9 protein-coding genes are annotated in these 12,380 nt (G+C 71.9%); 4 read left to right on the forward strand and 5 right to left on the reverse strand.

All coding sequences use genetic code 11. The features are described from left to right. The first annotated feature begins 7 nt into the window (after window positions 1–7). Both ACIOJE_RS25915 and ACIOJE_RS25920 read left to right on the forward strand, forming a co-directional pair. Window positions 8–4,240 (forward strand): NEW3 domain-containing protein, encoded by a 4,233-nt coding sequence (locus ACIOJE_RS25915; RefSeq protein WP_400779182.1) that lies wholly within the window; start codon window positions 8–10, stop codon window positions 4,238–4,240. Next, window positions 4,237–4,932, forward strand: coding sequence for a hypothetical protein (locus ACIOJE_RS25920; protein ID WP_280684051.1), 696 nt, complete (start codon window positions 4,237–4,239; stop codon window positions 4,930–4,932). Before ACIOJE_RS25915 ends, ACIOJE_RS25920 begins: the two co-directional genes overlap by 4 nt. A gap of 323 nt (window positions 4,933–5,255) precedes the next feature. Here ACIOJE_RS25920 and ACIOJE_RS25925 read toward each other — a convergent pair whose 3' ends face one another. Next, window positions 5,256–5,768, reverse strand: a complete 513-nt coding sequence (locus ACIOJE_RS25925) for a GNAT family N-acetyltransferase (RefSeq protein ID WP_400779185.1) — start codon at window positions 5,766–5,768, stop codon at window positions 5,256–5,258. Window positions 5,769–5,924: 156 nt separating this feature from the next. Between ACIOJE_RS25925 and ACIOJE_RS25930 the strand changes: the two genes are divergently transcribed. Beyond that, a complete protein-coding gene (locus ACIOJE_RS25930; RefSeq protein WP_400779187.1) occupies window positions 5,925–6,209 on the forward strand; it encodes a hypothetical protein in 285 nt (94 codons plus the stop codon). Window positions 6,210–6,480: 271 nt separating this feature from the next. Next, complete coding sequence (locus ACIOJE_RS25935; RefSeq protein ID WP_400779189.1) at window positions 6,481–7,323, forward strand: IS5 family transposase; 843 nt, start codon at window positions 6,481–6,483, stop codon at window positions 7,321–7,323. A gap of 83 nt (window positions 7,324–7,406) precedes the next feature. Here the strand turns inward: ACIOJE_RS25935 and ACIOJE_RS25940 are convergent, their stop codons facing one another. The 4 genes from ACIOJE_RS25940 to ACIOJE_RS25955 all read right to left on the reverse strand — a co-directional run bounded on the left by ACIOJE_RS25940 (window position 7,407) and on the right by ACIOJE_RS25955 (window position 12,088). Beyond that, complete coding sequence (locus ACIOJE_RS25940; RefSeq protein ID WP_400779191.1) at window positions 7,407–9,452, reverse strand: WD40 repeat domain-containing protein; 2,046 nt, start codon at window positions 9,450–9,452, stop codon at window positions 7,407–7,409. Continuing rightward, window positions 9,449–10,027 (reverse strand): maleylpyruvate isomerase N-terminal domain-containing protein, encoded by a 579-nt coding sequence (locus ACIOJE_RS25945; RefSeq protein ID WP_400779193.1) that lies wholly within the window; start codon window positions 10,025–10,027, stop codon window positions 9,449–9,451. Before ACIOJE_RS25945 ends, ACIOJE_RS25940 begins: the two co-directional genes overlap by 4 nt. Window positions 10,028–10,072: 45 nt before the next feature. Then, window positions 10,073–11,197, reverse strand: coding sequence for an IS630 family transposase (locus ACIOJE_RS25950; protein WP_400779195.1), 1,125 nt, complete (start codon window positions 11,195–11,197; stop codon window positions 10,073–10,075). Between the two features lie 381 nt (window positions 11,198–11,578). Beyond that, the gene (locus ACIOJE_RS25955; protein WP_280684037.1) at window positions 11,579–12,088 is read right to left on the reverse strand and encodes a hypothetical protein; all 510 of its coding nucleotides are present in this window, start codon (window positions 12,086–12,088) and stop codon (window positions 11,579–11,581) included. Window positions 12,089–12,380 lie beyond the last annotated feature (292 nt).

Here is a 12,380-nt window from a genome sequence, read left to right on the forward strand (position 1 = left end):
ACCCCCCGTGCCGGTCACCATCACCGCCGTCGAGAACACCGACCTCTTCATCGGCCCCGAGGACGCCCCGCGCCAGCTGCTGCGGGTGACGCTCGACGGCCCGGCCGCCCGGATCACCGTCAGCGGCCCGGGCGTGCGCGGCGAGGCGACCGGCACGGGGCCGGTCGAAGTCCCACTGGAGCTCACCGGCGCCGAGCCGGGCGCTCAACTGCCCGTCACTGTCAGGGCAGAAGGCGCCTCGGTGGACGCCCTGGTGGAGGTCGCCGAACCCGGCTGGACGATGTTCCTGGTCTCCCACTTCCACTACGACCCGGTCTGGTGGAACACCCAGGCCGCCTACACCTCCCCCTGGGAGCTGCTCTCCGCCGACGCCACCACCCGGCCGCTCTGGGAGCGCAACGGCTTCGCACTCGTCGACGCCCATCTGGACCTCGCGCTGCGGGACCCGGTGTACAAGTTCGTCCTCGCCGAAGTCGACTACCTCAAGCCGTACTTCGACCAGCACCCCGAGCGCCGCGAGACGCTGCGCACGCTGCTGGAACGCGGCCAGGTCGAACTCGTCGGCGGCACCTACAACGAGCCCAACACCAACCTCACCGGCGCCGAGACCACCATCCGCAACATCGTCTACGGCATCGGCTACCAACGCGACATCCTCGGCGGCGATCCCCAAACCGCCTGGCAGCTCGACGTGTTCGGGCACGATCCGCAGTTCCCCGGCCACCTCGCCGCCGCCGGGCTCACCGGCAGCGCCTGGGCCCGCGGCCCCTTCCACCAGTGGGGCCCGATCCAGAAGAACTTCCGCGAGGCCAAGGACGACGCCCGGGTGATGCAGTTCCCGAGCGAGTTCGAGTGGATCGCCCCCTCCGGCGAGGGCGTGCTCACCCACTACATGCCGCACCACTACTCGGCCGGCTGGTGGATGGACTCCTCCCCGGACCTCGCCACCGCCGAACAGGCCGTCTACGAGCTGTACCGCAAGCTCAAGCCCGTGGGCGCGACCAGGAACCTGCTGCTGCCGGTGGGGACGGACTACACCCCGCCGAACAAGTGGGTCACCGAGATCCACCGCTCCTGGGCCGCCAAGTACCTCTGGCCGCGCTTCGTCTGCGCCACCCCGCGCGACTTCCTCGACGCCGTCCGGGCCGAACTCGCCGCCACCGGCCGCCGGCCCAGCCCGCAGACCCGCGACATGAACCCGGTCTACACCGGCAAGGACGTCTCGTACATCGACACCAAGCAGGCCCAGCGGGCCGGCGAGGTCGCCGCCGCCGACGCCGAGAAGCTCGCCACCCTGGCCTCCGTCCACGGCCTCGGCGAGTACCCCTCCGCCGCGCTCGACAAGGTGTGGCGCCAACTCGCCTACGGCGCCCACCACGACGCCATCACCGGCTCCGAGTCCGACCAGGTGTACCTCGACCTGCTCGGCGGCTGGCGCGAGGCGCACGACCTCGCGGCCGCCGTCCGGGACGAGGCGCTGGACGCGCTCACCGCGCGGATCTCCACGGCGGGCGAGGGTGCGGCCGTGGTGGTCACCAACACGCTCTCCTTCGACCGGACCGACCTGGTCACCATCGCGTTGCCTCCCGAGGGCAGGGCCGTACGGGTCCTGGACGACCGGGGCGAGCCGGTGCCGAGCGTCGTCGACCGAGGGACGCTGCGCTTCCTCGCCGCCGACGTCCCCGCGCTCGGCTGGCGCACCTGGCGGCTGGTGGAGGGCTCGGCGGAGGAACCCTGGACGACGGCCGAGGGGGTGGAGATCACCAACGACCGCTACCGGGTGACCGCCGACCCGGCCCGCGGCGGCGGCCTGTCCTCCGTCCACGACCTGCTGCACGACCGGGAGTTGATCCAGGGTGGCCGGATCGGCAACGAACTGAGGGTCTACGAGGAGTACCCGCAGCACCCCGACTTCGGCGAGGGCCCCTGGCACCTGGTGCCGAGCGGCCCGGTGCGCGGCTCCGGCACGGCCCCGGCCGAGGTGCGCCGCGAGACCGGCCCGCTCGGCGAGCGGCTGGTGATCGGCGGCACGGTCGACGGGATCCGCTACGAGCAGACCGTCACCCTGTGGCGCGGCCTCGACCGGGTCGACTGCCGCACCCGGGTCGTCGACTACTCCGGCGCCGACCGTCTGCTGCGGCTGCGCTTCCCCGTCGACCTGCCCGGTGCGCTGCCGGTCAGCGAGGTCGCCGGCGCCGTCGTCGGGCGCGGCTTCGCCCTGCCCGACGTCGACTCCGCCGAGGCGCCGTGGACCCTGGACAACCCGGCGAACACCTGGTTCGGCCTCGGCGCCACCGCGCGCGCCGTCCTGCGTGATCCGGCCGGATCCCCTTCGGGGGAGCGTGCGTTGGGCGTCGCCGAGGTGGTCGTCCCGACTCTGGACGACGCCGCCGACGCCCGCCCGCTGGTGGTCGCCCTCGCCCGGGTCGGCGTCACCGCCACCACCTCCGGCGCCGACTGGGCCCGGTACGGCTGGCTGGACGTCGACTCCAACCTGCCCGACTTCCGGATCGTCCTCGGCGGCCCCGAAGGCAACGACGCCGCACGGGAGTTGATCGAGCGGGCGGGCGAGGAGTACGCGAGCGTCCTCAAGGCCCACGGCGCGGTCTGGGTGCCCGCCCTCACCCCGCTCGCCGAGGTCTGGCAGCCCGGCGCCGACCTGCGCGACCTGCGGGCGCTGCCCGCCCTGGTCGTCACGGACACCGCTGCGCTGGTCGCCGACCTCGCCGACGCCCGGATCGGCGCCGTCTGCCCGTCCGAGGTCGTGGACCAACTTGCCGACCACACCGTCGCGTTGCTCAGCTTCGGCCTGCCCGGCTTCGCGGTCGACACCACCGGCGCCCTGCACCTGTCCCTGATGCGCAGCTGCACCGGCTGGCCGTCCGGCGTCTGGATCGACCCGCCCCGGCGCACCCTGCCGGATGGATCCTCCTTCCAACTCCAGCACTGGACGCACGAGTTCAGCTACGCGCTGGTCGGCGGCCCGGGTGACTGGCGGGACCAGACCCTGCCCGCGCAGGGGCAGGAGTTCAACCACCCGCTGTACGCGCGGATCGCCCCGGCGCAGGACGGCCCGCTGCCGGCCACCCTCTCCTGGCTGCGGGTCGAGCCGCAGCGCGAGGTGCTGCTCGGTGCGCTCAAGCCCGCCGGGAACCCGATCGCGCACGGCTCGGCCGCGGCGGTCGGCAGCGAACTCACCGTCCGGCTGGTCGAGTCGACCGGTCTCGGGCGCACGGCGGAACTCCGCGGCGCGCTCGGGCTGGGCGAGGTGCGGCCCGCCGACCTGCTGGAACGGCCCCTCGGCGCGGCCGCCGAGCGCCTCGACCTGGCCGGCTCGCAGATCGCCACCCTGCTCGCCGCCCCCGGCGTCGCGGGTGTCGCGGGTGTTGCCGGGGGCGCTGGCGGCGCGAGTGTCGCCGGTGTCGCCGAGCCCGGTGGGCCGGTCCTCGGCCCGGTCGCCGAACCCGCGCAGCCCGTCCACGCCCGCTACTGGCTGCACAACCGGGGCCCGGCGCCGCTCGGCTACCTGCCGGTGTCCGTCGGTGCCTCGCCCGGCCTGCTGCGGACGGACGGCGAAGCGGTCGAACTCTCCGTCGCCCTGTCCTCGCAACTGCGCGATGCGGCGGTCGAGGGCACGGGCGTCGTCCTGCCGCCCGAGGGCTGGACGGCGAGCCTCGGCAGCCGCCCGTTCCGGCTGGAGGCCGGCGGCCACCTGCGCTTCCCGGTCACCCTCACCCCGCCCGCCGAGGCCCCGCCCGGCCTGTACTTCGCCGCCGTCCGGATCACCCACGACGGCCAGGAGATCGAGGACGTGGTGACCATCGCCGTGGGCGAGCTCCCCGGCCTGCTGCCCGTCCCCGGCGACGCTCCCGAGGACTGGACGGCCGCCCAGGGCACCAAGGCCGAGGCGGGCCGGGACACCGGCCTCTCCGTCACCGTCTCCGACGAAACGCTCCGCCTCACGCCCGGTGACCGCACCACCCTCACCCTGACCCTCACCAACCGCACCCGAGGTGAGATCCGGGGCGAGCTGCAACTCGTCTCCCCCTGGGGCACCTGGGAGGCCATCGCCGACCCGGTCCGCGGTTTCACCGTCCTGGCTGAATCCTCGACAACCGTCGACTTCGAGATCGCCGCCCCCGAGTCCACCGACCCCGGCGCGTACTGGGCGCTGGCCAAGGTCATGTGGTTCGGCCGCTGCCAGTACGCCCCGACCGTCGCCCTGGAGGTGGAGGCATGACCCTCGGCCTGCTCGACGGACGGCCCCTCCCGCGCACCGCCCTCGACCGCCGCCTCGCCGCCCTCCGCACCGGCCCGCGCTCCACCGCCCTGCCCCAGCCCGGCAGTTCGGAGGACCGCCAGCTCACCCGCTGGGTCGCGCAGGTTCTTCTGACCGAGGCCCTGTGTGAGACGGTGGCCGCCGAACGGGCGTTGGCTGTCTCCGCACCCGGCCCCGCCCGCCTCGACCAACAGGCCGCCGTCGAACTCGGCTCCATCACCGCCGCCGCGTACGAGGGCAGCGCGGCCGTTCGGGCCGTCTACGCGTCCGTCACCGCCGACGTCGAACCCTCCGCCGCCGACCTCGCCCACTACCGCGGCGTGACCACCCGCCCGCCGATCGTCCGCTGGCACCTCGCCCTCCCCGACGGCGAGTTGGAAGCCGACCCCGACACCCTCCCGACGGCCCTCGCCGAAGCCCTCCGCGCGGCCGCACCGGGTGAACGGGTCACCGCCGGTCCCTGGACGGCCGCCCTCCTCGCCATCCACACCGTCACTGATGACCACGACCCCACCCCCGCCCTGAAGGAGGCCGCCCGCCGCGCCGCCTTCGTCCGCTGGCTCGACCACGAGCGCGCCCGACGCCTCACCCTCGTCGAGGGCCTGGAACACCCCGGTGACCCGGCCCAACCCGACAACCACCACCGCCACTGAGGGGCCCGAGGCCTTGGCCGCCGCGCTCGGAGACCGAACGCGGCGGCCAGGCGGCTTCCGGCCCTCGCTACGGCCTGCCTGACAAGTGATCATCCGGCTGGTCCGCGGAGCCCGTGACCGAGTCAACGGCTTCATGTCAGCGGGGCATGGTTCACCCGTGCTGTGACCGGCTCAGGTCGGGCCGCCGGTGACCCAGCCCATCCGCACGTCGGCCGCCGCATCCGCCCAGGGCGCGCGGCGGCCCGCTGTACCGTCACGGACCCGTACTGCGGCGGATTGGTGCCGGGACTGTAGCTGCTGCTCGGCGGTTCGGACTCACCGGGTCATCGAAGGGTGCGGACCATGACGGCGTAGAGCGGGGCGTCTTCGAATGGACGGTGCTCGCCGACCCTCTTGTATGCCCAGCGCTCGTACAGTGCTTGGACCCGAGGGTGGGTGACATCGACGTAGAGCACGGCCAGTGCTTCGTCCCGTCCGGAGAGCAGCGCATCGTGTGTCTGCTCGGCGATGCCGAGCTTCCGCCAGTCGGGGCGCACCATGACCTCGGACACGGCGAACGTTGACGCGTTGGAAGGCGGCGACATGTGCGGGCGCCACCACTCGCGGCCGTCTTCCAGCGGGGCGCCGTAGCAGTAGCCGACCGGCTCGTCGTCGTCGTAGGCCATGACGCAGCTGTAGCCGGGCCGGGACGTCCAGTGCTTGGCGAACCAGGGGAAGCGCTGGACGAAGGGGTCGTCTGCTTGGTCCCGGTAGGCGTCCGCGTGGACGTCGATGAGCACCTGCGTGTGGTCGGCGGGAATGCTGCCGGCCTCGTGGCGGCGTAGGGCTATCGTCACTGGGTGCCTCCCTGGGCGTGGACTCTGTCGGTCCACTCTCGCGTAACTGCCGAGGTCGGTGCCAGGGTGATCAGGCCGCGGTGGAAGTCGCCGAGGAGGGTGCGGAGCCTCGGCGGAAGCGGGTCGGCGCCCATCAGCGCGTACACACTGGTGGCGGTGGCGCTGGCCTGTTCGACTTCTCTCTGTCCGAGCTGGGCGAGCGGCCGGGCCACCGCCGACCAGCGTCGCGCCGCCGCCGATGCGTTCGACGATCTCGTGGCCGTCCTTGCGCTGGGCGGAATCACCTTGCCGTCCGCAGGCGTCGACTGGCGTGCGGGCAGGCTCACCGGATCCTTCCTCATCGAACTCGGAGCGACGACACCGGAGATGATCGTCCGTCTCGTCGAACTCCTCCGGAGTGGCCTTCGGCAGGAACAGCGGGAAGCAGCCGGTGGCAGCTGAACTCGCCTGCGCCATCGGTTCCATGAAAGGTGTGGTTGTCGTTGCTCGGCTCGTGTGGTGGGTGGCCTTCGCCGGCGCCTTGGTGGCCGGATTCGCCGCAGGACGTGATCGCTGACGGCCGGCGGTGGACACGGACAGGCGATCGGATTCCCGAACACCCCCTGGCAGTAAGAGGTCGCGCAGATAGGCGCGGCGGTAGCCCTGGTGGAAAGACAGGCGCAGGTATGGTGATCACGGAGTTGCGACGCTCAGTGGTCAACGGGGGCGACTTGTGCCTGTACTGCCGTCGTGGCTGGCTGAGCCGCTGTGGGATCAGTTCTCGGCGTTGTTGCCCGCTCGGGCGGCCTACCACCCAGACCATCCCCTGCGCTGCCACCGCCCGCGCATCCATGACCGGATCGTGTTCAACAAGCTCCTGCAGGTGCTGCGGTTCGGCTGCTCCTACGAGGCGATCGCCGACACGACCTGCTCGGCGAGTACCATCCGCAGCCGCCGCGACGAGTGGATCCGACTGGGCATCTTCAGCCAGTTCAGGCAGATCGCACTCGCCGCCTACGACCGCATCGTCGGCCTGGTGCTGGATCATATTGCCATCGACGGCTCCATCACCAAGGCCCCCGGCGGTGGCGAGGTTGCCGGGCGTTCGCCGGTTGACCGGGGCAAACAGGGCCTGAAACGCTCCGGCATGACGGATGGCTACGGAATCCCGCTCGGCCATGTCCTGGAAGGGGCGAACTGCCACGACTCTCCGCTGCTGGCCTCGACCCTGGACCGCCTGGTGGACCTCGGGCCGCTGCCCGAGGACATCACGGTGCACTTGGACGCCGGCTACGACTCGAACAAGACCCGCGCCCTGCTCGACGAACGCGGCCTGCACGGCCGGATCGCGCACAAGGGTGAGAAGGCCCCGATCCAGGCAAGCGAACGGTGGCATGTCGAGCGGACCCACGCCTGGCAGAACGCCTTCCACCGTCTCGCCCGCTGCTTTGAGCGCCGCGCCGTCGTGATTGACGCGTTCTTCGAACTCGCGGACACGATCATCACCGTCCGCAGCCTCATTCGACGAGCCTGGACCACCCACCGCTGGCAGATACGTCCCCGCCGTCGCTCCTGAACATCAGCCCCTGAAGACCCCCATGTCCTCGGGGGACCGCCTCTCAAGTGGCTCGTACTGCGAGACGTCTGTGCGGGGCCCGGTCAACGGCGGGCCAACACCGCGACCTCCCAGCCGAAGCCCACCACCAGCCGACCATCCGGCACCACGGCCACCGCGCAGACCGGCAGCGGGAACACCAACTCCGGCCCGACCTGGACGCCGGTGGCCAGGTCCCAGACCCGCACCGTGCCATCGTCGCCGCCGGTGACCGCCAGGGAGCGGCCGTCGACCACCGCCGCCGCCACCGCGTTCACATCGCCGGTGTGGCCGGTGAGGGGTTGGCCGATCTCCTGGACGGTGGTCAGGTCCCAGACCCGCACCGAGCCATCGCTGCCGCCGGTGACCGCGACGGGGCGACCCTCGACCACTGCCGTCGCCACTGCCAGCACGAGGTCGGTGTGGCCGGTGAGGGGTTGGCCGATCTGCCGACCTGCGGTCAGGTCCCAGACCCGCACGGTGCCATCGTCGCCGCCGGTGACCGCCAGGGAGCGGCCGTCGACCACCGCCGTCGCCACCGCCCACACCCAGTCGTCCTGGCCGGTGAGGTGCAGGCCGATCTGCCGACCGGTGGCCAGGTCCCAGACCCGCACCGTGCCGTCGCCGCCGGTGACCGCCACGGGGCAGCCGTCGACCACTGTCGTCGCCACCGCGTTCACATCGCCAGTGTGGCCGGTGGGCGGCTCACCCACCTGGCCGCCCGAGGCCAGGTCCCACACCCGCACCATCCCGTCCTGACTGCCGGCGATCACATGGGGACGGCCGTCCAGCACCGCTGTCGCCACCGCCCGCACCTTGTCGCTATGGCCGATCACCGGCTCGCCGACCTGCTTGCCCGTGGCCAGATCCCACACCTGGAGCGTCCAGTCCTCGCCTCCGCTGACGATGCAGGGGCGGCCGTCGATCGTTGTCGTGACCACCGACAGCACCCAGCCGTCGTGACCGGTGAGAGGTCGGCCGATCTGCCGGCCCGTGGTCAGATCCCATACCCGCACGGTCTCGTCGTGGCCACCGGTGACCGCCACGAGGTGGCCATCGACCACCGCCGTCGCCACCGCTCGCACCCCCTCCTCGTACGGCTCCACCGGTGCGCCGGAGTCGGCGACTGTGAGCGGCTCGCCGGTCTGCTCGCGCGTGGTCAGGTCCCATACCCGCACGGTGTCGTCGTGGCTGCCGGTGACCGCGACGGGACGGCCGTCGAGCACCGCCGTCGCCACCGAGTACACATAAGAGGTGTGGCCGGTGAGGGGCTCGCCGATCTGCTCGCGCGTGGTCAGGTCCCACACCCGCACCGTGTGATCGCCGCCGCCGGTGACCGCGACGGGACGGCCGTCGAGCACCGCCGTCGCCACCGCCCCCACCGCAGCTGCGTGGCCGGTGAGGGGTTGGCCGATCTGCCGGCCGGTGGTCAGGTCCCATACCCGCACGGTCCGGTCAGAACCGCCGGTGACCGCCACGGGGCGGCCGTCGACCACCGCCGTCGCCACCGCGTCCACCTCGCCGGTGTGGCCGGTGAGGGGTTGGCCGATCTGCCGGCCGGTGGTCAGGTCCCATACCCGCACGGTCCGGTCACAACTGCCGGTGACCGCCACGGGGCGGCCGTCGACCACCGCCGTCGCCACCGCCAGCAACGGTTCGGTGTGGCCAGTCGGAATACGACGCACGGACCGGTCCAGCTGGGAGCCGGTGGCCCACTCGACGCCCCACGGTGCGGCGGGTTCGTCCTCCACCGGTACTGCGGTGATCCGTGCCGACAGCTCCCGGTCCCCGTAACGGGCCGCATCCAGCGCCAGCAGCTGTCGGCGTACCCCCGCAGTGACGTCACGATGCAGGTCTGTCGAGGCCCGGTACACCGACGCGGCCAATCGCGCCGCCGGACCCGACGCCGCATCCAGCAACGCCATCACCGATCCCGGGTCCGCGTTCACCAGGAACCCCGGATCGGCCAACCGCTGGGCGGCCACGGAAGATTCAGCACGCGGGCGGCCGTCCCGCAGATCATCAGACATGACCGGCACACTAGTGCTGTGCCCGGGATGGTTCGCCGTGTTTGGGGCGTCTCTCCGTCTGCCCGCGGTAGGTCTGGTCACTCGGCTACTGCCGCCTGCCATGTCCATGAGGTGCGGCGGGGATGGCCGTCCAGGTCGCCCCGGCCGGTGCACCAGAGGAGGACATGAGCCGGGTCACCGGGTGGGGCATCGGGGAAGAGCCGGTGGAGCACTGCCGCACAGAGCGGCGCCGGTGGCAGCCACGGCACGCCCAGCCCCTGGGCGATGTCGCGGGTGTGCAGGAGCACCTCGGCGACACCCATCGCCGCGAAACCTGGCGGGTCGCAAGGACCCCAGTGCCAGGCCCGGACCTCCGGGCGGGCCGTGGCCAGTGCACTGCCGAGTAGCCCTGCGCAGGCGGTGACCACCTGGAGCACCTCGCGCGGGGAGCTGTCCGGGTGGACGGAGAGGTCGAAGGGCAGGTAGGCGTCCGTCGGGCGTGCGGCGACCTGTCCGGCGTAGGCCAGCAGGTCATGGGCGATGTGGGCGGTCGTCGTCCAGCAGCTCCATTCCAGCGAACCTGCCGGTACCGACCAGTCCTGCGCGTCGTGCGGACCGAGTACCCGCAGCATCTCGGTCACGGCTTCGTTGACGTCTTGGTTGTCGATGTTGCGCATCAGGCGATGCTATGGCTGCGGCGAAGAGGGTTCATCCGTCCACAGTTAGGCTGCCGCGCTCGCGAGGGGGCGTCCGCCCCAGCGCAGGCCCTTCTCGCTGCGGATGCGGGCGCGTTCGCGGCGTTGGGCGGCCAGGACGTCGGGGTGGCGGGTGTTGGCGTTGCGCCAGCGAAGGTATCGGTGCAGTTCACGGGTCTGGACGGTGTGGTTGGGGTGGTTGGAGTTGGCGAGGGTGAACTGCCGCAGCGGTCCGAAGTGCGCCTCGATGGGGTTGGCCCAGGAGGCGTTGGTCGGGGTGAAGCACAGCTCCACCTTGTTCTTCCGGGCCCACTGGCGGATCTTGGCGCCCTTGTGGGCGGAGAGGTTGTCCATGATCACGTAGATCGGGGCGCCGTCGGGGCGGGCGGCGCGGATCGACTTGAGTGCGGCCAGGCTGTTGGTGGTGCCCTTGCGGCGGTGGTTGACGCCCCAGAGGGTGTCGTCGCCGATGGAGTAGCAGCCGTGGAAGTAGGTCACGCCGTGGGTGCGGTGGTAGGTCGCCGGGACCCGGTCCGGTCGGCCCTGCTTGGCCCAGCAGGATCCGCCGGTGGGGCGGATGCCGAGCGGCCCGAACTCGTCGAACGCGAAAACGCGGTCGGGGAAGTGCTCCAGGACGTGCTCGATCCGGTCGAGTTTAGCGTCGCGGTCGGGGTCGGTGGACTCCTTCCAGGTCTTGGTTCGTTGGAAGGTGACGCCGCGTCGGGCGAGCAGGCAGCGCAGGGCCTCGCGGCCGATGCGGATCACCCGGCCGTGGACTCTGCGGAGGTAGGCGGCGAGCTTGCGGATGGACCAGCGGGTGAAGGGCTGGGCGAGCTTGGTCGGGCGGGTGGTGGCCGTCTGGACGGCGAAGTTCTCGTCGTCAAGGCTGAGTTGGCGGGGACGGCCTCCCGCCCACTGAGGGTCCAGACAGGCCAGGCCGATCTGGTTGAAGCGGTGAACGACGTCGCGCACCGTGCCCTCGTCGGCCGCCACCAGCTGGGCGATCACCGGGACGCGGTTACCGCCGGCCGAGGCCAGCAGCATCATCGCCCGCCGGTACCGCACCGAACTGGTACTGCCCCGACGCACAATCTGCTGCAGCCGCTGCCCCTCCTGATCAGTCAGTCTGCGGACCTTGACCGGCTCTGCCACCGCGCCTCCACGCGCTGGCTGGGATGTCAGCCCCTATCCAATCGGCCCCAGCCTCGGTGCGGGCAGAAACCCGGTGAACCTATGCGGTCAGAGCACTAGCCGTACCCAGCAACACAGCACCGCAGAAAGCACGACCGCCAGACCCCCGCCTGCACATGGGCAGGGCACCGACAGGACGCGAGCGCAGGCACACGAACACGAAGCGTCACCATTGCACATTACGCAGGCCCCCGCCTGGACCCCGCCGGTATCCTCCTTTCCGCCTATCCGCGCGAGTTCTAAGCCAAGGTCGGGCCGTTGGGGCGGTCGGCGATGCCAGAGGCGGCGGCGATGGCCGGCCCGCCGAGCAGCGTGCTCGGCGGGCCGGTACAGGTCCGGCATCTACGGTTGGAGTCCCAGGGTGACCTGGAAGCCGAGGCTGCCCAGCATCGTGTAGCCGCCGTAGAGGTCGCAGCGGGCGGCGACGAGGACGCCGGCCGGGTAGGCGAGGACCTTCGGCGGCTGGAGGCCGTAGCCGCGGCGGCGGTCGCTGGTGGGCTTGCCGGGGGAGAGGACGCTGGTGGCGCTTGCGAAGAGGATGGCGGTGCCGTCGGTCCGGTCGCCGTGGGGCGGCGGGAGGAGGGTGCCGGTGTCGTCCTCGGGAACGAACAACAGCAGCCAGAACGAACCGGTGGTCTCCTTCCCGAGGAAGAAGTTGACGGTCGCGTCACCGGTGACGACGTTGCCGAGGACCTTCACGCCGGAGAAGGACAGCGGCAGCGCCGTGGGGTGGCCGGAGCCGTCGATCTCGGCCAGCAGCCGGTGCAGGGCCGGGGCGCTGTCGAGCGTGGCCCACTCCCTCAGCGTGATGAGCGCGTCGTCCTGGGCCGGTACTACCTGCTCTTCGTCCATGGCGCCTCCTCGGAACGGTCCTCCTGGTGTGCGGAGGGTCGATGAGCTCACGGATGCCCGCCGCGGGCGGCCGGGGCACCGGGAGCGGAGAGGTGTCCCCCGAACGGCTGCGGACGGTGACCGATACGGGCCATCAGCGGCACGGCGTGGGCTCGGTCCGCGCCGTGCCGCTGATGGGTTCACGCCCAGGGGTCGGTGAAGGAGCGGCCGCGTACGGGCTCGGTGTGGGTGGTGGGCTGGGGGGCAGCCTCGGTCAGGGGTGAGGGCGCACGTTCGAGGCAGTCAGAGGTGG

Source organism: Kitasatospora sp. NPDC087861 (assembly GCF_044742585.1).
Lineage (GTDB): Bacteria > Actinomycetota > Actinomycetes > Streptomycetales > Streptomycetaceae > Kitasatospora.

Coding starts and splice junctions, on each gene's coding strand:
- ACIOJE_RS25920 (WP_280684051.1), top strand. CDS start 4,237: ATGACCCTCGGCCTGCTCGACGGACGGCCCCTCCCGCGCACCGCCCTC.
- ACIOJE_RS25945 (WP_400779193.1), bottom strand. CDS start 10,027: ATGCGCAACATCGACAACCAAGACGTCAACGAAGCCGTGACCGAGATG.
- ACIOJE_RS25955 (WP_280684037.1), bottom strand. CDS start 12,088: ATGGACGAAGAGCAGGTAGTACCGGCCCAGGACGACGCGCTCATCACG.